The organism is Halovulum marinum (assembly GCF_009697225.1).
GTDB classification, from domain to species: Bacteria; Pseudomonadota; Alphaproteobacteria; order Rhodobacterales; family Rhodobacteraceae; genus Halovulum; species Halovulum marinum.
On record NZ_WIND01000001.1, the window covers coordinates 598,545 to 622,539 of the forward strand.

Annotated in this window: 18 protein-coding genes; 11 read left to right on the plus strand and 7 right to left on the minus strand. The window is 71.4% G+C overall.

Annotation, left to right across the window (positions count from 1 at the left end):
* Window positions 1–14 precede the first annotated feature (14 nt).
* Genes GE300_RS03055 through GE300_RS03070 form a run of 4 tightly spaced genes read left to right on the plus strand, consistent with a single transcriptional unit; the run spans window position 15 to window position 4,013 of the window.
* Window positions 15–704 (plus strand): molecular chaperone DjiA, encoded by a 690-nt coding sequence (locus tag GE300_RS03055; RefSeq protein WP_154444696.1) that lies wholly within the window; start codon window positions 15–17, stop codon window positions 702–704.
* A 12-nt stretch (window positions 705–716) separates the two neighbouring features.
* The gene (locus GE300_RS03060) at window positions 717–1,730 is read left to right on the plus strand and encodes an endonuclease/exonuclease/phosphatase family protein (RefSeq protein ID WP_154444698.1); all 1,014 of its coding nucleotides are present in this window, start codon (window positions 717–719) and stop codon (window positions 1,728–1,730) included.
* A gap of 43 nt (window positions 1,731–1,773) precedes the next feature.
* Window positions 1,774–2,148 (plus strand): hypothetical protein, encoded by a 375-nt coding sequence (locus GE300_RS03065; RefSeq protein WP_154444700.1) that lies wholly within the window; start codon window positions 1,774–1,776, stop codon window positions 2,146–2,148.
* Between the two features lie 23 nt (window positions 2,149–2,171).
* Window positions 2,172–4,013: a M3 family oligoendopeptidase gene (locus GE300_RS03070; RefSeq protein WP_154444702.1), complete on the plus strand. Its 1,842-nt coding sequence runs from the start codon at window positions 2,172–2,174 to the stop codon at window positions 4,011–4,013.
* Between the two features lie 560 nt (window positions 4,014–4,573).
* On the opposite strand, the gene GE300_RS03075 is transcribed toward GE300_RS03070, so the two are convergent.
* From GE300_RS03075 to GE300_RS03085, 3 genes are all read right to left on the minus strand, one after another.
* Window positions 4,574–5,545: a Gfo/Idh/MocA family protein gene (locus GE300_RS03075; protein ID WP_154444703.1), complete on the minus strand. Its 972-nt coding sequence runs from the start codon at window positions 5,543–5,545 to the stop codon at window positions 4,574–4,576.
* Window positions 5,546–5,661: 116 nt separating this feature from the next.
* The gene (rpoH, locus tag GE300_RS03080) at window positions 5,662–6,561 is read right to left on the minus strand and encodes an RNA polymerase sigma factor RpoH (protein ID WP_154444704.1); all 900 of its coding nucleotides are present in this window, start codon (window positions 6,559–6,561) and stop codon (window positions 5,662–5,664) included.
* A gap of 63 nt (window positions 6,562–6,624) precedes the next feature.
* Entirely contained in the window at window positions 6,625–7,668 is a 1,044-nt protein-coding gene (locus GE300_RS03085; protein ID WP_154444705.1) for an RluA family pseudouridine synthase, read from the minus strand.
* Here GE300_RS03085 and GE300_RS03090 point away from each other — a divergent pair.
* The 3 genes from GE300_RS03090 (at window position 7,667) to rpoD (ending at window position 12,233) form a co-directional block, all read left to right on the plus strand.
* Window positions 7,667–8,005: a DUF6476 family protein gene (locus GE300_RS03090; RefSeq protein ID WP_154444707.1), complete on the plus strand. Its 339-nt coding sequence runs from the start codon at window positions 7,667–7,669 to the stop codon at window positions 8,003–8,005. The genes GE300_RS03085 and GE300_RS03090 overlap by 2 nt on opposite strands.
* A gap of 37 nt (window positions 8,006–8,042) precedes the next feature.
* Entirely contained in the window at window positions 8,043–10,106 is a 2,064-nt protein-coding gene (dnaG, locus tag GE300_RS03095) for a DNA primase (RefSeq protein WP_154444709.1), read from the plus strand.
* A 99-nt stretch (window positions 10,107–10,205) separates the two neighbouring features.
* Window positions 10,206–12,233 (plus strand): RNA polymerase sigma factor RpoD, encoded by a 2,028-nt coding sequence (rpoD, locus tag GE300_RS03100; protein WP_154444711.1) that lies wholly within the window; start codon window positions 10,206–10,208, stop codon window positions 12,231–12,233.
* 121 nt (window positions 12,234–12,354) lie between these two features.
* Here the strand turns inward: rpoD and GE300_RS03105 are convergent, their stop codons facing one another.
* Both GE300_RS03105 and smc read right to left on the minus strand, forming a co-directional pair.
* The gene (locus GE300_RS03105) at window positions 12,355–13,386 is read right to left on the minus strand and encodes an AI-2E family transporter (protein ID WP_154444713.1); all 1,032 of its coding nucleotides are present in this window, start codon (window positions 13,384–13,386) and stop codon (window positions 12,355–12,357) included.
* A 46-nt stretch (window positions 13,387–13,432) separates the two neighbouring features.
* Entirely contained in the window at window positions 13,433–16,900 is a 3,468-nt protein-coding gene (gene smc, locus GE300_RS03110) for a chromosome segregation protein SMC (protein ID WP_154444715.1), read from the minus strand.
* 228 nt (window positions 16,901–17,128) lie between these two features.
* Between smc and GE300_RS03115 the strand changes: the two genes are divergently transcribed.
* A complete protein-coding gene (locus GE300_RS03115) occupies window positions 17,129–17,680 on the plus strand; it encodes an NADPH-dependent FMN reductase (protein ID WP_154444717.1) in 552 nt (183 codons plus the stop codon).
* A 12-nt stretch (window positions 17,681–17,692) separates the two neighbouring features.
* On the opposite strand, the gene GE300_RS03120 is transcribed toward GE300_RS03115, so the two are convergent.
* Window positions 17,693–18,784, minus strand: a complete 1,092-nt coding sequence (locus GE300_RS03120; RefSeq protein ID WP_154444719.1) for an NAD(P)/FAD-dependent oxidoreductase — start codon at window positions 18,782–18,784, stop codon at window positions 17,693–17,695.
* A gap of 43 nt (window positions 18,785–18,827) precedes the next feature.
* Between GE300_RS03120 and mnmD the strand changes: the two genes are divergently transcribed.
* On the plus strand, window positions 18,828–19,487 hold the full coding sequence (mnmD, locus tag GE300_RS03125; protein WP_154444721.1) for a tRNA (5-methylaminomethyl-2-thiouridine)(34)-methyltransferase MnmD: 660 nt from the start codon (window positions 18,828–18,830) through the stop codon (window positions 19,485–19,487).
* A complete protein-coding gene (locus tag GE300_RS03130) occupies window positions 19,484–20,395 on the plus strand; it encodes a DMT family transporter (protein ID WP_154444723.1) in 912 nt (303 codons plus the stop codon). The genes mnmD and GE300_RS03130 overlap by 4 nt, the downstream gene beginning before the upstream one ends.
* Window positions 20,396–20,521: 126 nt before the next feature.
* Here GE300_RS03130 and GE300_RS03135 read toward each other — a convergent pair whose 3' ends face one another.
* The gene (locus GE300_RS03135; protein ID WP_233416719.1) at window positions 20,522–22,717 is read right to left on the minus strand and encodes a lytic transglycosylase domain-containing protein; all 2,196 of its coding nucleotides are present in this window, start codon (window positions 22,715–22,717) and stop codon (window positions 20,522–20,524) included.
* Window positions 22,718–22,930: 213 nt separating this feature from the next.
* Between GE300_RS03135 and dapA the strand changes: the two genes are divergently transcribed.
* Complete coding sequence (gene dapA, locus GE300_RS03140) at window positions 22,931–23,806, plus strand: 4-hydroxy-tetrahydrodipicolinate synthase (protein ID WP_154444727.1); 876 nt, start codon at window positions 22,931–22,933, stop codon at window positions 23,804–23,806.
* The last annotated feature ends 189 nt before the right edge of the window (window positions 23,807–23,995 follow it).

The window sequence follows — 23,995 nt, forward strand, 5'->3', positions numbered from 1 at the left end:
GATAGAATCGCCCCATGTCGATCTGGAGCCGCATCGCTGAAGCACTCAAGGCCCTCGCGAGCGGCGAAAGCCTCTCCGAGCTGTTCGGGCGCATGCGCACGCCCCCCGAGCGGTCGGTGGCGTTCACCATCGCGGTGATCTCGCTGGGCGCGAAGATGGCGAAGGCGGACGGCCAGGTGACCCGGGACGAGGTGCGCGCCTTCCGCGAGATCTTCTTCATCCCGCCCGAGGAGGAGGCCGCCGCCGCGCGGGTCTTCAACCTCGCCCGGCAGGACGTGGCCGGGTTCGACGTCTATGCCCGGCGCATCGCGCGGATGTTCCAGGACGACCCGAAGATCCTTGAGAACCTGATGGAGGGGCTGCTCCACATTGCCGTCGCCGACGGCGACTATCACGAGTGCGAGAACAGGTTCCTCGAGAAGGTCGCCACCGCCTTCGGGCTGGACGAGCTGACGTTCCGCGCCCTGCGCGCGCGCCATGTGCCCGACGCCGATCCCGATCCCTACACGGTGCTGGGCGTCGCCCCCGACACCCCGATGAAGGAGATCCGCGTGCAGTGGCGGCACCTGGTGGCCGAAACCCACCCCGACCGTCTGGTCTCGCGCGGGGTGCCGGAAGAGGCGCTGAAGCTCGCCACCCGCCGCATGGCGGCGATCAACGCCGCCTGGGAAGAGATCCGGCAGAGCCGGCCGCAGCACGCCTGAGGCCACGCCCAGATGCGCATCGCCACCTGGAACATCGAATGGTTCGCCGAGCTGTTCGACGACTCCAACCGCCTGCTGGCCGACGAGGAGCCGTCGCACCGCCACAAGATCAGCCGCGCCGCGCAGGCCGACGCCATCGCCTGGGTGCTGGAGCGGATCGACGCCGACCTGACGGTCGTCATCGAGGCCCCCGACACCGGCACCACGCGCTCGACCGTCACCGCGCTGGAGGGCTTTGCCGCGGCCTACGGCCTGCGCCAGACGCGGGCGATGATCGGCTTTCCGAACCACACCATGCAGGAGATCGCGGCGCTCTACGATCCCGGGCGGCTGACGCTCCGCCACCTGCCGATGAAAACGCCGCACGCGCCGCGATTCGACGCCACCTTCAGGCTGGACGTCGACGTGGACGACCAGCCGGACGTGCACAGCTTCTCGAAACCGCCGCTGGAGCTGGAGCTGACCGCCGACGGCATCGCCGCGCCGCTGCGGCTGATCGGGGTGCACGCCAAGTCCAAGGCGCCGCACAAGACCCGCTCCGATGCGGACTTCCTGCGCGTGGCGATCGCCAACCGCCGCAAGCAGCTGGCGCAGTGCGTCTGGCTGCGGCGGCGGATCGACGACATGCTGGCGGCGGACCTGCCGGTGATCGTGCTGGGCGATCTGAACGACGGCCCCGGCATCGACCACTACGAAAAGCTGTTCGGACGCTCGTCGGTCGAGGTGGTGCTGGGCGATCCCGACGATCCGGGCACGCTGCTGCACGATCCGCACGCCGAGACCTGGCTGAACCCGCGGCAGGGCTGGACGCTGTCGACCGCGCGCTTCTACCACCGGCCGCTGCAGCGCTATGTCAACGCGCTGCTGGACTACATCATGGTCAGCCCCGAGATCCGGCGGGAATACCGGCCGCGCTGGCGCATCTGGCACCCGTTCGACGACCCGCGCATCTATGCCGATGAACCGCTGCGCGATGCCCTGCTGACCGCCTCGGACCACTTCCCGGTGAGCATCGATCTGGGGTGACTTTCGCCGGTGCCGTCCCCATATTGGGCCCATGCGTACACTAATGCTTGCCCTTTCGCTGACCCTTGCCACGCCGGCGCTTTCGCAGGACGCCGACCCGCAGGACGAACCCCGCGGGCGGCCGCTGGATTCGATCCTCGAGATGTTCGTCGACCGCACCGAGAAGGCGATGCGCGGCATGGTCGACGAGATCGAGCCCGAGCTGAACGCGCTTCTGGAAGAAATGGGCCCCGAGATGGAGCGGCTGATGGGTGCGATCGTGCCCGAGTTGCAGAAGCTGGCCGATACTGTCGGCGGGCTGGCCAACTACGAGATGCCCGAGGTGCTGCCGAACGGCGACATCATCATCCGGCGCAAGAAGGACGCGCCGCCGCTGCCCGAAGGGCTGATCGACGAAGACGAATCGATCGACCTCTGATCCACCCGATATCCGGAGTTTTCATGACCGACGCGACACCCTTCCGCCTGTCCGTGCCCCGACCGCTGTTCGACGCCGCCGACCCCGGCGCGGCGCAGCTGGGCGATCTGCCCGAATGGAACCTGGACGATCTCTATCCGGGCATGGACTCGGACGCGCTGACGGCGGATCTGGACCGGCTGGCGGCGGACTGCGCCAGCTTCGCCGCCGACTACGAGGGGCGGATCGCCAAGCTGGACGCCGCCGGTCTGCTGCAGTGCATCCGCCGCTACGAGGCGATCAGCGAGACCGCCGGCCGGATCATGAGCTATGCCGGCCTGCTGCACGCCCAGGACACCACCGACCCGGTGCGCGGCAAGTTCCTGTCGGACATGCAGGGCAAGGTGAACGAGGCGACCACCGCGCTGGTGTTCTTCTCGCTCGAGATGAACCGCGTCCCCGACCAGACGCTGGAAGCGCACCTTGCCGCGAACGCCGACCTGGCGCGCTACAAGCCGGTGCTGGACCGCCTGCGCAAGATGAAGCCGCACCAGCTGTCGGACGAGCTGGAGCATTTCCTGCACGATCAGGGCGTCGTCGGCGCCAGCGCCTGGGTGCGCCTGTTCGACGAGACGATGGCCGGGCTGCGCTTCGCCGTCGACGGCGAGGAAAAGCCGCTGGAGGCGACGCTCGACCTGCTGTCCGACCATGACCGCGCCACCCGCGAGAAGGGCGCCCGCGCGCTGGTCGAGGTGTTCGGAAAGAACGTGCCGCTGTTCGCGCGCATCACCAACACGCTGGCCAAGGAAAAGGAAATCGAGGACCGCTGGCGCAAGCTGCCCACGCCGCAAGCCTCCCGCCACCTGGCGAACGACGTCGAACCCGAGGTCGTGCAGGCGCTGCGCGATGCCGTGGTCGCCGCCTATCCGCGGCTCAGCCACCGCTACTACCGGCTCAAGGCGAAATGGCTGGGCCTGGACAAGCTTCAGGTCTGGGACCGCAACGCACCGCTGCCGATCGAGGAGCCGCGCGTCTTCGACTGGGACGCCGCGCGCGACACGGTGATGACCGCCTATTCCGGCTTCGATCCGCGCATGGCCGAGATCGCCCAGCCGTTCTTCGAGAAGGGCTGGATCGACGCCGCGGCGAAACCGGGCAAAAGCCCCGGTGCCTTCGCGCACCCGACCGTGGTCAGCGCGCATCCCTACATCCTGCTCAACTACCTGGGCAAGCCGCGCGACGTGATGACCCTGGCGCACGAACTGGGCCACGGCGTGCATCAGGTGCTGGCGGCGGATCAGGGCGAGCTGCTGTCGTCCACGCCGCTGACGCTGGCCGAAACCGCCTCGGTCTTCGGCGAGATGCTGACCTTCCAGAAGATGCTGGCCGAAGCGCCCAGCAAGAACGCCCGCAAGGCGATGCTGGCGTCCAAGGTCGAGGACATGATCAACACCGTGGTGCGGCAGATCTCGTTCTACGAATTCGAGACCCGCGTCCACGCCGGCCGCCGCGACGGCGAGCTGACGCCGGACCAGATCGACGCCCACTGGATGGAGGTCAGCAGGGCCTCGCTGGGCGACGCCTTCGAGTTCATGGACGGCTACGAGCATTTCTGGAGCTATGTGCCGCACTTCATCCACTCGCCGTTCTACGTCTACGCCTACGCCTTCGGCGACGGGCTGGTGAACGCGCTCTACGCCGTCTACGCCGAGAACGGCACGGACTTCCAGGACAAGTACTTCGAGATGCTGAAGGCGGGCGGCTCCAAGCACCACAAGGAGCTGCTGGCGCCGTTCGGCCTCGACGCCTCGGACCCGGCGTTCTGGGACAAGGGCCTGTCGATGATCGAGGGCTTCATCGACGAGCTGGAGGCGATGGAGGACTGAGCCGCGCGGCGCCGAGCCTCCGGATGTGATCCGTGAGGCGGCGGGCGACGACCCTCCGCCTCAGCGCCACTTCGGATCGATACCCGTCTCGCCCATCCTCTCGGCCAGCCGCCCGACCGTGGCCCCGGCGACGTTCGGGATCTTCTCGGGCAGGGCGCCCAATGCCGGACCGCCACGCGTGCGGCCGCCTTCCGGCGGTCGAGGCGCGCGTTCCGGCCGGGGACAAAAAAACCCGCCAGCTTGCGCTGGCGGGCCAGAATCGCTTTTTGGATCCCCGGACTGCGGTCCCCCGACCGCTGCCCCCACCGCCGGGCATTGCCGGCGGACAGTACTCGCTACACTACACCCGGTTGCGCAGACACCGGCCTGAAACAAAGGCCGTCCACACCACCCACTCGTCAGTCACACCGTACCCGATTACCCACTTACAAACTCAGGGCGCCGGGGATCTGGACCCCATTTATCGAAATGATCGTAAACTTGTCCACAATATTTAGGGTTAACGCACCGCCTGTTGCGCGCCGGCGACAATTCGGCACACGCATCGGTGGAAATGACGGTTAACTCCCGCCTTCCGCTGCATCGTAGATCATGTCGATCATCTTCTGGTTGCCGCGCGAGAACTCCAGCGGGCAATGGTACGGCGCCCCCTCCAGCACGGTGGCGTTGAAATTGTCGATCTGCCGGACGTAGTGCAGCGCCTGCGGGAAGCGCTCGGTGACCTGGCGGTCGCCGAGCCGCAGGCGCACCACGTCGTCGCCGTAGAGATGGCTGTTGAACGGGGTTTCCACCGTCAGCGTCGCCCTGGTGCCGTGGAACACCATCTGCTGCCGCGGCGCCATCCGCATCGAGACGTAGAAATCCATGTTGAAGCTGGGAAACTCGGCCCAGACGCGGGCGGTGGCGTCGATCCCCGCCTCCCAGTCGATTTCCGAGCGGATCCGCACCGGCTCCTCGCCGGTGGCGAAGCGGGTGACGACGCTGGGATAGACGCCGATGTCGCGCAGCGCGCCGCCGCCCAGGCCGGAGATGTTGCGGATGTTGTCCTTGTCGTCGTTGAAGAAGCTGAACGCGCCCTGCACATGGCGCAGCGGGCCGATCTCGCCGCTGGCCAGGATCTCATGCACCCGGTGCCATTGCGGGTGGTGCAGCACCATGAATGCCTCGGCGCACAGCTTGCCGGCGTCGTCGCGGGCGGCGATCAGCGTGTCGATCTGCTCGGCGCGCAGCGCGATGGGCTTTTCGCACAGCACGTGCTTGCCCGCCGCCAGCGCCTTCTGCGTCCACTCGACATGGTCGCCGTTGGGCAGCGGGATGTAGACCGCGTCGATGCCGTCGTCGGCCAGCATCGCCTCGTAGTCGTCGGTGATACGGACGTCGCCATAGGGCCGGGACAGCGCCTCGGCCTTGCCCGGCGTGCGGCTGGCGATCATCGCGATCTCGCCCGCCTGGCTCAGGTGGATGGCGGGCGCCACCCATTCGCGGGCGATCTTCGCCGCGCTGAGAATGCCCCATCTGACGCGTTCGGCCATTGTGTCCCCCCTGGTCCGAGATTTCGCGACAACCTACCCCCTGGGCGCGGAAAACGCGAGCGGCGCCGAACCCCAGGGTCCGACGCCGCCCGGCACTGCACATTGTCGGCCGCTGGTCAGTCGGCCTCGACAAGAACGCCCGACTCGACGGCCAGTTCCTTCATCGCCTTCTGCAACTTCTCGAAGGCGCGGACCTCGATCTGACGGATCCGCTCGCGGCTGACGTCGTAGACCTGGCTCAGCTCCTCCAGCGTCATCGGGTTTTCCTTCAGGCGCCGCTCGGTCAGCACATGGCGCTCGCGCTCGTTCAGCGTCTCCATCGCCTGGTCCATCAGCGCCCGGCGGCTGTCCAGCTCGTCGCGCTCGGCGTATTCCTCGGCCTGGTTGGCGTCCTCGTCCTCCAGCCAGTCCTGCCACTCGGCGGCGCCTTCGCCATCGGCCTTGATCTGCGCGTTCAGCGAGGCGTCGCCCCCCGACAGGCGGCGGTTCATGCTGATGACCTCTTCCTCGGTCACGTTCAGCTCGTCGGCGATGCGGGCGACGTTCTCGGGGCGCAGGTCGCCCTCCTCCAGCGCGCCGATCTTGGTCTTCGCCTTGCGCAGGTTGAAGAACAGCTTCTTCTGCGCGGCGGTGGTGCCCATCTTCACCAGGCTCCAGGACCGCAGGATGTACTCCTGGATCGCGGCGCGGATCCACCACATGGCATAGGTCGCCAGGCGGAAGCCCTTTTCCGGATCGAAACGCTTGACCGCCTGCATCAGACCGACGTTGGCCTCGGACACGACCTCGGCGGTGGGCAGACCGTAGCCGCGATAGCCCATGGCGATCTTGGCGGCCAGACGCAGGTGCGATGTCACAAGCTGATGCGCGGCGTCGGTGTCCTGATGATCCACCCACGCCTTCGCCAGCATGTACTCCTGCTCCGGTTCCAGCATCGGGAACTTCCGGATTTCCTGCATGTAACGGCTCAGTCCCTGTTCCGGGGACGGGGCCGGAAGTGTGCTATAGCTGCTCATTCGCATAATCCCTGTTTCCTTGACCAGCGATGTAAGCATTGCTTACTAGCTGTTCAAGAGCCTTTACGAGCCTACGAGGCCCTCTCCGTCGCGCAAGACCATCAACAAACTGTTGATCGTCGCGGGAAGAGGCGCTTCGAAGACCATTCCCTGTCCGCTCACCGGGTGCCGGAAGCCCAGCGTCGCGGCGTGCAGCGCCTGGCCCGGCATCGCGGCAAGCGCCGCCTTCGCGTCCTCCTCCAGCGCCGCCGCAGCGCCGCGCCGGGCGCCGCCGTAGACCGGATCTGCCAGCAGCGGATGCCCGATGTGCGCGGCGTGCACGCGGATCTGGTGCGTGCGCCCGGTCTCCAGCCGGCATTCCAGCCGCGCCGCGGCGCCGCCGGCCAGCCGCTCGGCCACCTTCAGCCGGGTCACCGCCCGGCGGCCGCCGTCGCGCACCGCCATCTTCTTGCGGTCGCTCCGGTGCCGTCCCAGCGGCAACTCGATGCGCAGCACGCCGCCCGGCTCGAAGCCGACACCGTCAAGCCCGGCCAGCCGCGGATCGCCCGCGTCCGGCACGCCCCAGCAGATCGCGTCGTAGCGCCGCTCGACCTCATGGGCGGCGAACTGCGCCGCCAGGCCGGCGTGGGCGCGGTCGGTCTTCGCCACCACCAGCAGCCCCGAGGTGTCCTTGTCGATCCGGTGCACGATGCCCGGACGCTCCACGCCGCCGATGCCCGACAGACTGTCGCCGCAGTGATGAAGCAACGCATTGACCAGCGTTCCGGTTTCAGCGCCCGGCGCCGGATGCACGACCATGCCGGCGGGCTTGTCGATCACGATCAGCTCGGCGTCCTCGTAGACCACGGCCAGCGGGATCGCCTCGGGGCCGGCCGCGGCCGGGGCGGGATCGGGCAGGGTCAGCACCAGCGCCTCGCCGGCGCGCACGCGCGTCCTGGCGTCGGCCAGCACCGTCCCGCCGCGGGTGACCGCGCCCCCGGCGATCAGCGCCTGCACGCGGCTGCGGCTCAGGCCCAGCGCCTCTGGCAGCGCGGCGGTCAATGCCTTATCCAGACGCGGCGCGTCGGCCGGCACGGTGACGCGGATGATGCGGGAAGGATCCTCCATGACGCACGCTGATACCCCCGACGAGCCGCCCGAGCCACCCCGGATCCGCCGCCTGCGCCTGCTGGTGACGGCGCTGACCGCGGTGATGATGATCGGCATGGTGATCGTGGTCGGACTGCTGGTCTGGCGGCTGGGCGGGTTCGGCGCGCCGCGGATGACCGCCGTGGACCTGCCGGCGCAGATCGCCCTGCCCGCGGGCGAGCGGCTGACCGGCTTCGCCCGCAACCCGGACTGGCTGGTGCTGATCACCGAAACGCCCGACGGCCAGCGCCTGCACCTGGCCGCGCCCGACGGCAGCATCCGGCAAAGCGTCGAGATCACCGCGACGCCCGACTAGCCCTTGCCGACTCCCTCGCGCGCGGCGATATTGCGCCATGGCTCTGCCGGACGGATTTCTCGACGAACTCAGGAACCGCGTGTCCATCGCCCAGGTGGCGGGGCGCAAGGTGACGTGGGATACGCGCAAGTCGAACGCCGCCAAGGGCGACATGTGGGCGCCCTGCCCGTTCCACGGCGAGAAGACCGCGTCGTTCCACGTCGATGACGCCAAGGGCTTCTATTACTGCTTCGGCTGCCACGCCAAGGGCGACGCGCTGAGTTTCGTGCGCGAAACCGAGAACGTCGGCTTCATGGACGCGGTCGAGATCCTCGCCTCCGAGGCCGGGATGACGATGCCCGCCCCGGACCCGCAGGCGCAGAAGCGGGCCGAGCAGCGCGCCGGCCTGGCCGAGGTGATGGAGATGGCCGTCGCCTGGACCCGGCTGCAGCTGTCCACCGCCGCCGCGCAGGCCGCGCGCGACTATCTTGCGCAGCGCGGGCTGACGCCCGAGACGCTGAAACGCTTCGAGATCGGCTTCGCCCCCGACAGCCGTGGCGCGATGCTGGGCCACCTGCGCGACAAGGGCGTGCCCGAGGCCGACATCGTCGCCGCCGGGCTGGCGATCAAGCCCGACGACGGCGGCGCCGCCTACGACCGGTTCCGCGGCCGGATCATGTTCCCGATCCGCGACGCCCGCGGCCGCGCCATCGCCTTCGGCGGCCGCGCGATGGACCCGAACGCGCGCGCCAAGTACCTGAATTCGCCCGAAACCGCGCTGTTCGACAAGGGCCGGGCGCTCTACAACATCAAGGCCGCGCGCGAGGCGTCGGGCAGGTCCGGCGCGCTGATCGTGGCCGAGGGCTACATGGACGTGATCGCGCTGGCGCAGGCCGGGCTGGCACACGCCGTCGCGCCGCTGGGCACCGCGATCACCGACAACCAGCTGCAGATGCTGTGGCGGATCTGCCCCGAGCCGGTGATCGCCCTGGACGGCGACCGCGCCGGGATCGACGCCGCCATCCGCCTGATCGACGTCGCGCTGCCGCTGCTCGAACCCGGCCGCGCGCTGCGGTTCTGCGTGCTGCCGCAAGGCCAGGACCCGGACGATCTGATCAAGGCCGAAGGGGCCGCGGCCATGCAGGCGCTGCTGGAGAAGGCGGTGCCGATGGTCGACCTGCTCTGGCGGCGCGAGACCGAGGGCCGGTCGTTCGACAGCCCCGAGCGCCGCGCCGCGCTGGACGCGCGGCTGCGCGATTCGCTGAAGCTGATTCGCGACCCGATCCTGCAGTCGCACTACCGCGACGCGATCCGCGAGAAGCGGGCCGAACTGTTCGGCCCCACCGGCGGGCGCGCCCCGGACCGGGGCTTCGGCAACGGGCGCGGCTACGGCGGAGGTTACGAGGACGGTTACAGGGGCGGTAACGGCGGCGGCTTCGGCGGCGGGTCTGGCCGGCGCAACGGCCGGCCGTTCCAGGGCCGCAACCCGATGGCCCCGCCGCTGCCCAGCACCCGCGCCTCGATCCTCGCGCGGCGCGACGCCGACGTGACCGTCAGCGCCGCCCGGATCCGCGAGAGCGCGATCCTGCTCGGCTGCCTCAACCATCCGTCCCTGCTGGCGGAAATCGAGCCCGAGCTGGACGCGTTGCGGTTTCTGTGCCCCGATCTGGACGCGCTCCGCCGCCGCATCTTGCAAGTCGCCGAGGCTGCGTTACATGCCGATGGCATCACCGACGACGGCAGCGCCCTGAGGGCCGAGGTCATCCGCCTGCACGGCAGCGACCCGGCCGACATCCTGATGGCCGTGGGACAGGTGAGGGACAATCCGCATCTGCGCCCGGCGGCAACGCCGGAAAGCGCGTTGCTGGTGATCCGCGAAGAGATGACGAAACACCGGGCCGCGCAAGGCGCCGAGGCCGAGCGGCTGGAGGCCGAGACCGAAATCACCGGCGTCGCGGACGAGGGACTCACCTGGCGGCTTCAGCAGGCGGCGGCGGCGCGCGAAGCCAGCATGCGGTCGCGCGCGTCCGACCCGCGCGGCGGCGAAGAAGACACGGCGGCGCTGTCGAATGCGTTGCAGGACATGATCGAACGGGAAATCTGGCGTAAACGCCGGGAGTAGAATCAGTTTGCGAATCGCTGATTCGCGTAGCAGGTTGCGGACCTGCGCACGAAGAATCGGGATTCGGACGCGACGGGCTTCGCGAAAGGAGCGCATCTAATGGCAGCCAAAGACAACGATCAGCCGAAGAGCGACGACACCCAGGACATGTCGAACGTCTCGCTCGACATGAGCCAGGCCGCGGTCAAGAAGATGATCGCCCAGGCCAAGGTCCGCGGCTACATCACCTATGACGAGCTCAACGAGGTGATGCCGTCCGACCAGGTCAGCTCCGAGCAGATCGAGGACGTCATGGCGATGCTGTCCGAGATAGGCATCAACGTGATCGAGGCCGAAGAGGCCGACGAGGACGCCGACGCCGGCAGCACCGAGGTCGCGACCACCGGCTCCGGCTCCGGCTCGCGCGAGCTTGCCACCACCACCGCCAGCTCCGAATCGCTCGACCGCACCGACGATCCGGTGCGCATGTACCTGCGCGAGATGGGCAGCGTCGAGCTGCTCAGCCGCGAGGGCGAGATCGCCATCGCCAAGCGTATCGAGGCCGGCCGCAACACGATGATCGCGGGCCTGTGCGAAAGCCCGCTGACCTTCCAGGCGATCACCATCTGGCGCGACGAGCTGCTGGAAGAGGCGATCATGCTGCGCGACGTGATCGACCTCGAGACCACGTTCGGCGCGGCGATGGAGGGCGACGACGCGGAAGAGCCGATCACCCCCGCCGGCGCCCCCGCCGCTGCCGGCGCCGCCCCCGCCTCCGCCCCCGCCGCCGACGCGGCCGGCGCCCCGGCCGAGCCGGCCGCCGAGGGCTCCGGGGACAGCGCCGAGGACGACGTCGACGAGGAGGAGGAGCAGGCCAACCTGTCGCTGGCCGCGATGGAGGCGCAGCTCAAGCCGCAGGTGCTCGACACGCTCGACCGCATCGCGCTCGACTACACCCGCCTCGCCGAGATGCAGGACAGCCGGATGCAGGCGACGATGACCGCCGGCGAAAGCTTCAGCCTGCAGCAGGAGCAGGACTACCAGCGCCTGCGCTCGGAAATCGTCGAACTGGTGAACTCGCTGCACCTGCACAACAACCGGATCGAGGCGCTGGTCGACCAGCTCTACGGCATCAACCGCAAGATCATGTCGCTCGACAGCGCGATGGTGAAGCTCGCCGACCAGTCGCGCATCACCCGCCGCGACTTCATCGACGAGTACCGCGGCTCCGAACTCGACCCGGGCTGGGTCGAGCGCGTCGCCCAGCTGCCCGGCCGCGGCTGGGATCTGCTGACCGGCAAGCACGGCGAAGAGGTCGGGCAGATCCGCACCGAGATGGCCGAGGTCGGCCAGTACGTCGGCGTCGACATCTCCGAATTCCGCCGCATCGTCAGCCAGGTCCAGAAGGGCGAGAAGGAAGCCCGCATCGCCAAGAAGGAGATGGTCGAGGCCAACCTGCGGCTGGTGATCTCGATCGCCAAGAAATACACCAACCGCGGCCTGCAGTTCCTGGACCTGATCCAGGAGGGCAACATCGGCCTGATGAAGGCGGTCGACAAGTTCGAATACCGCCGCGGCTACAAGTTCTCGACCTACGCCACCTGGTGGATCCGCCAGGCGATCACCCGCTCGATCGCCGACCAGGCCCGGACCATCCGCATCCCGGTGCACATGATCGAGACGATCAACAAGCTGGTCCGCACGGGGCGCCAGATGCTGCACGAGATCGGCCGCGAGCCGACGCCGGAGGAGCTGGCCGAAAAGCTGCAGATGCCGCTGGAAAAGGTCCGCAAGGTGATGAAGATCGCCAAGGAGCCGATCAGCCTCGAAACGCCGATCGGCGACGAGGAGGACAGCCAGCTCGGCGATTTCATCGAGGACAAGAACGCGGTCCTGCCGCTCGACAGCGCGATCCAGGGCAACCTGAAGGAAACCACTACCCGCGTGCTGGCCTCCCTCACCCCGCGCGAGGAACGCGTTCTGCGCATGCGCTTCGGCATCGGCATGAACACCGACCACACCCTCGAAGAGGTCGGTCAGCAGTTCAGCGTGACGCGCGAGCGCATCCGCCAGATCGAGGCCAAGGCGCTGCGCAAGCTCAAGCATCCCAGCCGGTCGCGCAAGCTGCGCAGCTTCCTCGACCAGTAACCGGGCAATTGGCCGGGCAAGGCTGGCGGGCGGGCCGGTGAGGGGCGAAGCCCCGAACTCGGGGCCCCGTCGGCCGCGCCCCCGATCCGCGCCCCCCGGTCCGCGCCCCCAGGCCTCGCCCTCAGCCATCACCGTGCGTTGAGTCCTCGCCGTTCAGCGGCTTGACGTAAAGCTCGTCCACCAGGATCATCCCGACCACCGCCAGCGGCGCGCTCAGGATCACGCCGGCGATGCCGAACAGCGCGCCGACCGCGACCAGCGACAGCAGGAACACCGCGGGCGGCACGTTCGCCACGCTGCGCTCGATCAGCGGCATCAGCAGGTTCGACTCCACCTGCTGCAGTCCGAGATACAGCGCCACCGTCCACAGGAAGGTGCTGCCGCCCATCGTCGCCGCCAGCACCAGCGCCGGAACCGAGGCCGCGATCGGCCCGATCACCGGCACGAACTCCAGCATCCCGGCGATCAGCCCCAGCGCCAGCGGCGCGGGCAGGCCGATTGCCCAGGCGCCCAGCGCCACCCCGGTGCCGATCGTCAGCATCGCCACCAGTTGTCCCAGCACCCAGGCCCGCAGCCCGGCGCCGGCGCTCTCCAGCCCGTGCGCCACCCGCGCCTGCTGCGCCGGCGGAAACAGCCGCACGGTGCCGCGCCGGTACCTGTCGGGGGACACCGCCAGGAACACCCCGGCCAGCACCACCAGTACCAGCGCCGAGACCGCGGCCAGCAGCGCCGTCGACCATTCCGTCAGCTTGGCGGCGGCCTGCTGCATCATCTCGCCGGTGGGCAGCGCGTTGTCCGGCATTACCTCGCCGATCCGGTCCTCCAGCTCCTCCAGCGCCTGCGGCAACTGCTCGACCAGATTGCCCAGCTGTACCGAGAACGACGGCCAGATCGCCCACAGCGCGCCCGAGATCGCCGCCACGATCGCCAGCGCCGCCAGCGCCACCGCCGCCAGGTGCGGCATTCCGGTCCGCCGGCGCAGCGGCCGCGCCAGGCTCAGGATCACGGTGGCGACGATCGCCCCGCCAAAGCCGATCAGCAGCGCCTGCCGCACCTTCCAGAGCAGCAGCGCCAGCGCGATCAGCGCGATGGCGGTGACCATCTCGCGGATGAAGCGGCGTTCGGTTGTGCGGGGGGCGGCGGGGTCTTTCATCACGGCAAACGCGCGGCCGGCGCAAGCGTTCCGGCCGCGCGACGTCTCAGGCGTCGACCAGCGCCTCGGCCCGCGCCAGATCGACCGAGACCAGCTGGCTGACCCCCTGCTCGGCCATGGTGACGCCGAACAGCCGGTCCATCCGGCTCATCGTCACCGCGTGGTGGGTGATGATCAGGAACCGGGTCCGCGTGCGCCGGGTCATCTCGTCCAGCAGGTCGCAGAACCGGGTGACGTTGGCGTCGTCCAGCGGCGCGTCGACCTCGTCCAGCACGCAGATCGGGCTGGGGTTGGCCAGGAACACCGCGAAGATCAGGCTCATCGCGGTCAGCGTCTGCTCGCCGCCCGACAGCAGGCTCAGCGTCGACAGCTTCTTGCCCGGCGGCTGGCACATGATCTCCAGCCCGGCGTCCAGCGGGTCCTCGCTTTCGACCAGCACCAGATTGGCGTCTCCGCCGCCGAACAGGGTGCGGAACAGGGTCGAGAAATTGGCGTTCACCTCCTCGAACGCGGCCAGCAGCCGGTGCCGCCCCTCGCGGTTCAGGTTGGCGATGCCGGTGCGCAGCTTGCCGACCGCCTCCTCCAGGTCGGCCTTCTCGGCGGCCAGGGTCTCGAACTCGGTGCGCACCTCCGCGGCGTCCTCCTCGGCGCGCAGGTTCACTGCGCCCAGCGCGTCGCGCTGCCGGGCCAGGCGCGCCGCCTCGATCTCCAGCGCCTCGCTGTCGGGCATCGCGTCCGGGGTGGCGTCGAGCGCCTCCAGCAGCGTCTCGGGGGTCTTGTCCTGCTCCTCGGCGATGCGCTCGGCGGCGGCCTCGACGCGGCCGGCGGCGGCCTCGGCCAGCGCCTCGGCCCGCGCCCGGCCCTCGCGCGCCTCCGAGGCCGCGCGCTCGGCGGCGCGCTCGGCGGCCTCGGCCTCGCGCAGCGCGGTTTCGCCCGCCGCCAGCGCGTCGGCGGCGGCGCGGCAACGGTCCTCGGCGCCGGTGATCAGCTCGACCAGCCTGGCGCGCTCCTCGAGGATCCGCTCGGGCACCGCCTGCGCCTCTTCCAGCGCCTCGGCGTGCGCCTCGATCCGCGCGGCCAGGTCCAGGCTGCGGCTCTCGGCGGTCTCCAGCCGCGCCCGCCAGCCGGACAGCTCCTTGGCCACGGACTGCGCCCGCGCCTTGCGCTGGTCGATCTCGCGGCGCAGATCGTCCAGCGCCTGCCGCGCCTCCAACATCGTCGCCCGCGCGCCCTCGACCGCGGTGCGGCGGTCCTCGAGCGTGGCGCGGGCGCTGTCCAGATCCTCCAGCCCGTCGCGCGCGGCGTGCGCCTCGGCGATCGCCTCCTCGGCCTCGGCCAGATCCTCGGCACGGCGAGCGCGGGCGTGCGCCACCGTCTCCAGCCGGCCCTGCAGCGTGGTCTCGGCGCTTTCCGCCTGCCCGGCGGCGCGCTGCGCCTGGCTCCAGGCGGCCTCGGCCTCCTTGCGGGCGCGGCGGGCGGCGGCCTCGGCGGCCTGCGCGGCCTCCAGCGCGGCGCGGGCGTCGTCGTGCGCCGCGCGCGCCGTCCCGGCCCTGGCCTCGGCCTCGTCCAGCTGCGCCTGCAGCGCGCGCAGCCGGTTCTGCTGCTGCAATCGCAGCGCCGCGGTCGAGGGCGCGTCCTCGGCCCGCACGGAATAGCCGTCCCAGCGCCACAGGTCGCCCTCGCGGCTGACCAGCCGCTGCCCCGGCGCAAGCCGCGCCTGCAGCCGCGGGCCGTCCTCGCGCGCGACCAGCCCGACATGCGCCAGCCGCCGCGCCAGCACCGCGGGCGCCTCGACATGCCCGGCCAGCGGCGCGGCGCCGTCCGGCAGCCCCGCCGAATCCCCAGCCGCATCCCCCGCCGCGACCAGACGCCAGCCGCTGCGGCCGTCGCCGTCGACCTCGGGCGCCTTCAGATCGTCGCCCAGCGCCGCGCCCAGCGCGGCCTCGAAGCCCGGATCGGCGCGCACGCTGTCCAGCACCTGCGGGCCCTCGCCCTTCTCGCGCTCCAGCAGCCGCCGCAGCGCCGAGACCTCGGCCCCCAGCGCCGACACCGCGCCGTCCGCCTCGGCCCGTGCGCCGCGCGCCGCGGCCTCGCCCGCCTGGGCGTCGGCGCGGTCGGCCTCGGCCTCGGCCAGCATGTCCTCGGCGCGGGCGGCCTGCTCCTGCGCCGCCTCCAGCCGGTCCTCGGCGGCGGCGCGCGCCCCGGCGGCGGCGTCCAGCTCGCCGCGCAGCCTTTGCTCGGCGGCCTCGGCGTCCTGCAGCTCGCCCGCCATGCGCCGGGCCTGGCTTTCGGCATCGGCCACCCGGCGCTCGGCCGACTGGTGCCGGGCGGCAAGGCGGGCGGTATCCTCGGTCAGCTGGTCCAGCCCGGCTTCCTGCGCCTTCAGCGCGGCGGCGGTGGCGCGGGCGTGGCCCTCGGCGGCGTCCAGTGCCGCGTCCTGCCCGGCCGAGGCCTTCTCGATCGCCGCCTTCTCCCAGTCCAGCTCGGTGATGCGCTCGTTGGCGTCGCGGTTCAGCCCCTGCTCGCGCTCGGCGTCGCGGGTCAGCTGCTCGATCTGGGCGCGGGTCTTGCGCACCTCCTCGCGGGCGCGGGCCTCGCGCTCGTCCAGCTGGTCGCGGGCGACGAGCTGGCGCTGCATGACGGCGTTGGCGACGGCCTCTTCCTCGCGCAGGGGCGGCACGGCGGCATCGGCCTGCTCGCGCGCGGCGGCGGCGCGGGCGGCCTCGGTCTGCGCCCGGCCGGCCAGCGTCACCGCCGCGGTCAACGCGGCGGCGGCGGCGGCGCGCTCGGCCTCGGCCTCCTGCCAGCGCCGGTACAGCAGCATGCCCTCGGCCACCCGCAGCGCCGCCGAGATCTCGCGGTAGCGCCGCGCCTGCCGCACCTGCTTCTCCAGCGCGCCCAGCTGGGCGCGCAGCGCCTCCAGCACGTCCTCGACCCGCGCCAGGTTGGTTTCGGTGCCCTTCAGCTTCAGCTCGGCCTCATGCCGCCGCTGGTACAGCCCCGAGATCCCGGCGGCCTCTTCCAGGATCCGCCGCCGCGCCTTCGGCTTGGCGTTGATCAGCTCGGAAATCTGTCCCTGCCGCACCAGCGCCGGCGAATGCGCGCCGGTCGAGGCGTCGGCGAACAGCATCTGCACGTCGCGCGCCCGTGCCTCCTTGCCGTTGGTCTTGTAGGCCGAGCCGGCGTCGCGGGTGATCCGGCGCACGATCTCAAGGTTGTCCTGGTCGTTGAACCCGGCCGGCGCCAGCCGGTCGGTGTTGTCCAGGTGCAGCGTCACCTCGGCGTAGTTCCGCGCCGGGCGGCTGGCGGCGCCGGCGAAGATCACGTCCTCCATGCCGCCGCCGCGCATCGCCGTCGGGCGGTTCTCGCCCATCACCCAGCGCAAGGCTTCCAGCAGGTTGGACTTGCCGCAGCCGTTCGGGCCCACCACCCCGGTCAGCCCCGGCGCGATGTGCAGCTCCGTCGGATCGACGAAGCTCTTGAATCCCAGCAAGCGTAGCTTGGTGAACTGCATCTGCGGTGGTGGCCCTGCTCTGCCCCGTGGTCCGGCGCTCTGCGCCTGTGCCGATTCCGGCCTGACGGGCAGGTTCCGACGACCGGCCGCGCGAGTCAACCCTGCGCACACATGATCTGGCAGGGCCCTGCCGTCCGCCCACAAGATATCCGCCACGGCGAGGTGATTTGGATCTTCCCGGCGGGCTGCCTATCTGTTTCGAAGGGGCTTCGAAAGGACAGGACCGACATGAATTACACGCCACGCCTGCTGGGGATCTCGGGTGCACTGCGCAAGGCGTCGAGCAACACCATGCTGGTGCACGAGGCCGCCCGCGCCTTCGGGCACTGCCAGCTGACCGTCGCCGACATCCGCTTTCCGCTCTACGACCGCGACCTCGAGGACGCCGAGGGCATCCCGCCCGCGGTGCGGACGCTGGTCGAGCAGGCAAGGGCGGCGGATGCCATCGTGATCTCGACGCCGGAGTACAACAAGAACCTGCCGGGCGTGCTGAAGAACGCGCTGGACTGGTTCAGCCGCGACGACATCACCGCGATGCGCGACGTGCCGCTGGCGATCGTGTCCTCGGCGGCCGGGCGCGCGGGCGGCGAGCGCTCGCAGTTCTCGCTGCGGCACTGCCTGGTGCCGTTCCGGCCGCGCGTGCTGCAGGGCCCCGAGGTGATGATCGCCGGCGCCGCGAAGGCGTTCGACGAGAACGGCCGGCTGACCGATCCGCGCAGCTTCGAGCTGCTGCAGCAGCTGATGGGCCAGTTGCGGCAGGAGATGGCGCTGGCCGCCTGACCCGGCTGGCGGTCAGGCGCGGATCTGCGCCGCCGCGGCGAAATCCGCGGGCAGGTCCGGCGCGCCGCCCGCGATCATGTCGGCCAGGGTCTCGGCCACCAGCGGTGCGAGGCCGAAGCCGATCTTGAACCCGCCCAGCGCCGCAAGCACCCCCGGCAGGCCGGGCACCGGGCCCAGCATCGGGTCGGGGCGCGGCGCGCGCGGCCGGATGCCGGCCCAGCGCTCGCGCACCGGGGCGTCGGCCAGCGCCGGCACCAGCGCGCGGGCGCGGGCGATCACCGCCTCGAGCCGCGCGTCCGGCGCCGGGTCGGCCCACCGGTTCTCCGAGGTCGAGCCGACCGCGACCAGTCCGCCGGGTTGCGGCACCACGTAGATCCCGTCGGCGAAGACCAGCGGCGCGGCGGCCGGGGTATCGGCCTGCAACAGCGCCGCCTGCCCCTTGACGCCGCGCCCCCCGGCGATGCCCAGCAGGCCGAAGCCGGCAACGCCCGCGGCGACCACCACGGTACCGGCGCGGACGGTGCCGGCGTCGGTGGACACCATGCCGGGGGCAAGCGCGCGGACCGGCGTCGCTTCCCGGATCGCGCCCCCGGACAGGCGCACGGCCCGGGCCAGCGCGGCGCAGGCGGCGCGGGGAAACAGCCGCGCCGACAGCGTCTCGTGGACCGCGCCGAACGGCGCCGCGGCCAGCCAGCCGGGTACGGTCTCGACCACCTGCCAGCGGGCCTGCGCGCCCCAGTTCCGCGCCGCCTCGGCGGCGCGGGCCTCGGCCTGGTCGCGCGCGGCGGCGTCTTGCAACGGCATCAGCCGGCCGCAGGCGGCATAGCCGGTGGCCAGCCCGGTCCCGGTCTCGAGCGCGGGCCAGTAGCGGCGGCCCGCCAGCAGCGCGCGCAGCTGGAACGCCTTCTTCCCGGTCCAGCGGTCAGGGGCGTGCGGCGACAACGCGCCGACCACCCCGCCCGAGGCGCCGGCGGCGACGGTGGCGGCCTCGAGCACGATCACCGACAGCCCGCGGGCCAGCGCCGCGCGGGCGGTGGCCAGGCCCCAGACCCCCGCGCCGACCACCGCGACGTCCCAGCGCCGGTTTCCGATTGCGCTTGCCATGTGGCCCCGTATGGTCGCCCCGTTCCGCATCCCGGGGTAGAGCATGGATCAGGGGCAGCCGCCAAGCCTGGACTGGCGCGACGGGGACACGCCGGTCTCGTCGCGGTTCGACGATCCGTATTTCTCGCTGACCGACGGCGCGGCCGAGTCGCGGCACGTGTTTCTGCACGGCAACGGCCTGCCCGGGCGGCTGCGCCCGGGTTTTCACGTCGCCGAGCTGGGCTTCGGCACCGGGCTGAACCTGGTGCTGACGGCGATGAGCGCCGCGGTGCCGGTGCGCTACACCGGGTTCGAGGCCTATCCGATGGCCGCCGGCGACGCCGCGCGGGCGCTGGCGCGCTGGCCCGCGGTCGCCCGGCATGCGGGGCCGATGCTGGCGGCGCGGGCGCGGGGCGCGACCCGCTTCACCCTCGGCACGGTCGAGGCCGAGATCCTGGTTGGCGACGCGCGGCGGACCCTGCCGGGCTGGGACGGCCGCGCCGACGCCTGGTACCTTGACGGCTTCAGCCCGGCGAAGAACCCCGAGCTGTGGGAGCCGGCGCTGCTGCGGGCGGTCGCCGCGCACACCGCGCCGGGCGGCAGCTTCGCCACCTACACCGCCGCCGGGCACATGCGGCGGGCGCTGGCGGCGGCCGGGTTCAGCGTGCAGCGCCTGCCCGGCTTCGGCCGCAAGCGCCACATGTCCGCCGGGGTGCTGGGATGAGCGACAACCCGCGGCTGGGGATCCTGCTGATGATCGCCACCACCATGGTGTTCGCGCTGCAGGACGCGTTCTCGCGCCACCTGGCCGAGACCTACAACGTGCTGACCGTGGTGCTGTTCCGCTACTGGTTCTTCGCCGCCTTCGTGATCGGCCGCAGCGCGCTCAGGCCCGGCGGCCTGCGGGCGGCGGCGCGCACCACGCAGCCGCTGCTGCAGATCTTCCGCGGCGTGCTGCTGGTCGCCGAGATCTGCGTCATGGTGCTGGCCTTCACCCTGCTGGGGCTGGTGCAGAGCCACGCGATCTTCGCCTTCTATCCGCTGATCATCGCGATCCTGTCCGGCCCGGTGCTGGGCGAGAAGGTCGGCTGGCGGCGGCGGGCGGCGGTGGCGGTCGGCTTCGTCGGGGTGCTGATCATCCTGCGCCCGGGGCTGGCGGTGTTCGCCCCCGGCGCGCTGGTGGCGCTGACGGCGGCGGCGATGTTCGCGCTGTACGGGCTGCTGACGCGGATGGCGGCGCGGCGCGACAGCGCCGACACCAGCTTCTTCTACACCGGCGTCGCCGGCGCGGTGGCGATCAGCCTGGTGGCGCCGTTCTGGTGGGCGCCGATGCAGACGCCGCTGGACTGGTTCTGGATGGGCTGCCTGTGCCTGACCGGGGTGCTGGGGCATTTCCTGCTGATCAAGGCCTACGAGGCGACCGAGGCCAGCACCGTGCAGCCGTTCGCCTACCTGCAGCTGGTGTTCGGCGCCTCGATCGGGATCTTCGTGTTCGGCGAGACGCTGGAGTGGCCGGTGGCGGCGGGCGCGGCGGTGGTGATCGGCGCGGGCCTGTTCACCCTTTGGCGCGAGCGGGTGCGCGGGGCGCGGCCGCGCGGCGCGCGCGCGGCGCCGGGCGGCGTGGCACCGTGAAATCGGCGGATTTCACCGTGAAAGCCCCCTCAACCCGCTGATCCAAAAGAGCTTTCATCTCCGAAAACTTCGTTAACGGCGCCCGCGCCGGGCCGAACCGGCGCGGGTCGGCGTGCCGGGCCGGGCTCAGCGCGGGCGCGGCCGGGGCGCGGTGCGCAGCCGGGTGGCGGCGGGCGCGCGCCGCTCTGCCGCCACCGCGAGGCCGGCGGGGCGCGCCGGCGCCGCCGGGGCGACGGTGACGACTTCGACCGGGGTCGCGGCGCGGGTGATCTGCGCCGCGGCGGCGGGGGCCGCGGTCTGCACCGAAGTCCGCGCGGGGGCCGGGGCCACAGCCACCACCGGGGCCGCCGCCACCACCGGCGCCGCCGGAAGCGGGCCGGACAGCGGCGCGCCCAGCACCCGCGACAGGCCGATCGGCCCCGCCCGCCCGGCGATGCGCGAGCGGTAGACGTGCAGGCTTTCGGCGACGCGCTGCACATAGTTGCGGGTCTCGCGGAACGGGATCGTCTCGGTCCACAGCACCGGATCGACGCCGGGGCGGCGCGGATCGCCATAGGTGCCGAGCCACCGGTCCACCCGGTTCGGACCGGCGTTGTAGGCCGCCGCCGCCAAGATCACCGAGCCGTCGTAGCGGGCCAGCATCTCGGCCAGGTAGCGCGAGCCGAGGCGCACGTTGTAGTCCGGGTCCGAGGTCAGCCGCGCCTGGCTGTAGGGCAGGCCCAGATCGCCCGCGACCTTCTTCGCCGTGCCCGGCATCAGCTGCATCAGCCCGCGCGCGCCGGCGGGCGAGACCGCGACCGGGTTCAGCTCGCTTTCCTGCCGGGCGATGGCCAGCGCCAGCTCGGGCGGGATGCCGCGCGCGGCGTCGGTCTGCCCGGTCAGCGGGTAGTAGGCGTCGGGCCAGACCGCACCCTCGCGCACCACGCGCTTGGCGATGCGCACCGCCGCCGGGGTCTGGCCGATCTCGAGCGACATCCGCGCCAGCGCGGCGGCGTCCTCGGGGCCGAGGCTTTCCTGCACGTGCAGCAGGAAGCGCAGCGAGGTCACCGGATCGCCCGCCGCCTGCAGCAGCCGCGCCGCCTGCACCGGGCCCGAGCGGGCGAAGCCGCGGCCGCGCCAGTCCGGCAGGCCGCGCTGCACGATCTCCTGGTCTGGGGCGATGCCGGCGCGCTCGGCGGCGAGCTGGCCGTAGAAGCTGGTCTGGTGCCGCGCGCCCGCGGCATAGGCCCGCCGCGCGGCGGCGATGTCGCCGGTCGCCTCGTGGGCGCGGCCCAGCCAGTAGCCGGCGCGGCCCAGCGAGATCGGCGTCTCGACCGCCGCCGCGAAGCGCTGGAAGTGCCGGGTCGCGGTGACCGGATCGTTCAGGTGCACCAGCGCCAGATAGCCGGCCAGCCATTCCAGGTCGGCATAGTCCGAGCCCTCGGTCAGGAAGTGCCGGCTGGCGATCTGGTAGGCGGCCTGTACCCGCCCCTCGCGCATCGCGTTGCGGGCGATCGAGCGGCGGCGGTTCGACCAGGCCTCGGGGCGGCCCAGGCTCTCGGCCGAGACGGAGCGGGCCAGGATCAACGCCTCGCCGTCGTCCCAGCGGCCCTTGGACATGCGCCAGGCGAAGCGGTCGTGGGCCAGCCCGCCGTCGTCGGCATGGCTGGCGGGGATCTTCGCGATCAGCGAATCGACGCCGTCCGCCTGACGCTGCAGCGCGATCCGGGCGCGGGCCAGCGCCGCGTCGGCGGCGGGCACCAGCGGCAGCATCGCCTCGGCGGCCTGCACCTCGCCGGCCCACAGCATCGCCTGCAGCCGGGCGCGGTGCAGCGGCGCCAGTTCGGCACCGAAGCGCTGCAGGAACTGGCTGCGCTCGTCGCCGGTCATCGGCAGCTCGCGCCAGGCGCGGGCGCGTTCCGCCGCCCCGGCCGCGCCGCCCAGCGCCGCGGCGTAAAGCATCGCGCCGCGCCCGGTCTGCGGCTTGTCCACCAGAAAGAAGGCGCGCACCTGCTCGGCCGGCAGTGCGCCGGGGATCTCGGCCTCGGCGCGCTTGCGCATCAGCGGCAGGCCGGGCCAGTCGGCGTTGGCGGTCAGGAAGCGGGCGTAGTCGCCCCAGCCGCCCTGCCCGGCGCGCAGCCGGTGCCAGTCGACGATGTCGGCGGCCACCGGGTCGCCGGCGCGCGCGGCGGCGGCGGCGGCGGCGTCGTAGTCGCGCGCCCAGACCTGGCGCAGCGCCTGCGACAGGAATTCGGGCTGGAACGCCAGCGCCGGTGCCGCGGTCACGCCGAGGATCAGCAGATGGCAGGTCAGGCGCGCCGCGGCGCGGGGGAATCGGATCATGGGACTGCTCGGCCTCGTTGTACTGGCTCGGGTCGGGCTTGTACGGGTTCGTCGCGGAATCGGTACGCGGAATCGGTACGGGGCCCGGCACTGGCCGTTTTGCCCGACCTTATCAAAACCGCGCCCCGCCGTCTGCCCCTTTCGGCGCGGCCGCGTCTTGCCGACCGGCGGTTTCGGGGCTAGGCAAGGCGCAGCGAAACAAAGGTACACATCATGTTCAAGGGCTCGATTCCCGCACTCATCACCCCCTTCAGCAACGGCAAGGTGGACGAGGATGCGCTGAAGAAGCTGGTGGACTGGCATGTCGCCGAGGGCACCCACGGCCTGGTCGCCGCCGGCACCACCGCGGAAAGCCCGACGCTGAGCCATGCCGAGCATCGCCGCGTGGTCGAGGTGGTCGTGCAGCACACCGCCGGGCGGATTCCGGTGATCGCCGGCGCGGGGTCGAACAATACCGCCGAGTCGATCGGCCTGATCCAGCACGCGCAGGAGGTCGGCGCCGACGCCGCGCTGGTGGTGACGCCGTATTACAACAAGCCCAACCAGCGGGGGCTCTACGCGCACTACAAGACGCTGCATGACTGCTGCGAGCTGCCGATCATCATCTACAACATCCCCGGCCGCTCGATCATCGACATGACGCCCGAGACCATGGGCGAGCTGGCCAGGCTGCCGCGGATCATCGGCGTGAAGGATGCGACCGGCGATGTCAGCCGGGTGTCGGACACGCGCATCACCTGCGGGCCGGAGTTCATCCAGCTGTCGGGCGAGGACGCCTCGGCGCTGGGGTTCAACGCGCATGGCGGCGTCGGCTGCATCTCGGTGATCGCGAATGTCGCGCCGAAGCTGTCCGCCGAGTTCCAGGAGGCGATGCTGGCCGGCGACTATGCCCGCGCGCTGACCTACCAGGACCGGCTGATGCCGCTGCACCGCGCCGCCTTCCTGGAGCCGAACCCCTGCCCGGTGAAATACGCGCTGAGCGTGCTGGGCAAATGCGAGAACGAGCTGCGCTCGCCGCTGGTGACCGTGTCCGAGGAAACCCAGGCGGTGATGGACGACGCGCTGCGCCACGCCGGGCTGGTGAACTGACGCCGGGCGCGGCGGCCTCAGTTCCGCTGCGCCACGTCGCGCATCGTCCCGGCCTCGGCGAGGCTGTCGTCCTGGCGCGGGATCACGCTCATCGTGCCGTCGGTCTCCAGCACCACCCAGATGGGATGGTTGCCGCCCTCCCCAGACGGCATCGCAATGTGCCAAGATCGTGGATGTGAACGCCACGGA

Coding starts and splice junctions, on each gene's coding strand:
- smc (WP_154444715.1), bottom strand. CDS start 16,900: ATGCAGTTCACCAAGCTACGCTTGCTGGGATTCAAGAGCTTCGTCGAT.
- dnaG (WP_154444709.1), top strand. CDS start 8,043: ATGGCTCTGCCGGACGGATTTCTCGACGAACTCAGGAACCGCGTGTCC.
- GE300_RS03085 (WP_154444705.1), bottom strand. CDS start 7,668: ATGGAGGATCCTTCCCGCATCATCCGCGTCACCGTGCCGGCCGACGCG.
- GE300_RS03105 (WP_154444713.1), bottom strand. CDS start 13,386: ATGAAAGACCCCGCCGCCCCCCGCACAACCGAACGCCGCTTCATCCGC.
- GE300_RS03065 (WP_154444700.1), top strand. CDS start 1,774: ATGCTTGCCCTTTCGCTGACCCTTGCCACGCCGGCGCTTTCGCAGGAC.
- GE300_RS03060 (WP_154444698.1), top strand. CDS start 717: ATGCGCATCGCCACCTGGAACATCGAATGGTTCGCCGAGCTGTTCGAC.
- rpoH (WP_154444704.1), bottom strand. CDS start 6,561: ATGAGCAGCTATAGCACACTTCCGGCCCCGTCCCCGGAACAGGGACTG.
- GE300_RS03090 (WP_154444707.1), top strand. CDS start 7,667: ATGACGCACGCTGATACCCCCGACGAGCCGCCCGAGCCACCCCGGATC.
- GE300_RS03115 (WP_154444717.1), top strand. CDS start 17,129: ATGAATTACACGCCACGCCTGCTGGGGATCTCGGGTGCACTGCGCAAG.
- rpoD (WP_154444711.1), top strand. CDS start 10,206: ATGGCAGCCAAAGACAACGATCAGCCGAAGAGCGACGACACCCAGGAC.
- GE300_RS03135 (WP_233416719.1), bottom strand. CDS start 22,717: ATGATCCGATTCCCCCGCGCCGCGGCGCGCCTGACCTGCCATCTGCTG.
- dapA (WP_154444727.1), top strand. CDS start 22,931: ATGTTCAAGGGCTCGATTCCCGCACTCATCACCCCCTTCAGCAACGGC.
- GE300_RS03055 (WP_154444696.1), top strand. CDS start 15: ATGTCGATCTGGAGCCGCATCGCTGAAGCACTCAAGGCCCTCGCGAGC.
- GE300_RS03130 (WP_154444723.1), top strand. CDS start 19,484: ATGAGCGACAACCCGCGGCTGGGGATCCTGCTGATGATCGCCACCACC.
- GE300_RS03120 (WP_154444719.1), bottom strand. CDS start 18,784: ATGGCAAGCGCAATCGGAAACCGGCGCTGGGACGTCGCGGTGGTCGGC.
- GE300_RS03075 (WP_154444703.1), bottom strand. CDS start 5,545: ATGGCCGAACGCGTCAGATGGGGCATTCTCAGCGCGGCGAAGATCGCC.
- GE300_RS03070 (WP_154444702.1), top strand. CDS start 2,172: ATGACCGACGCGACACCCTTCCGCCTGTCCGTGCCCCGACCGCTGTTC.
- mnmD (WP_154444721.1), top strand. CDS start 18,828: ATGGATCAGGGGCAGCCGCCAAGCCTGGACTGGCGCGACGGGGACACG.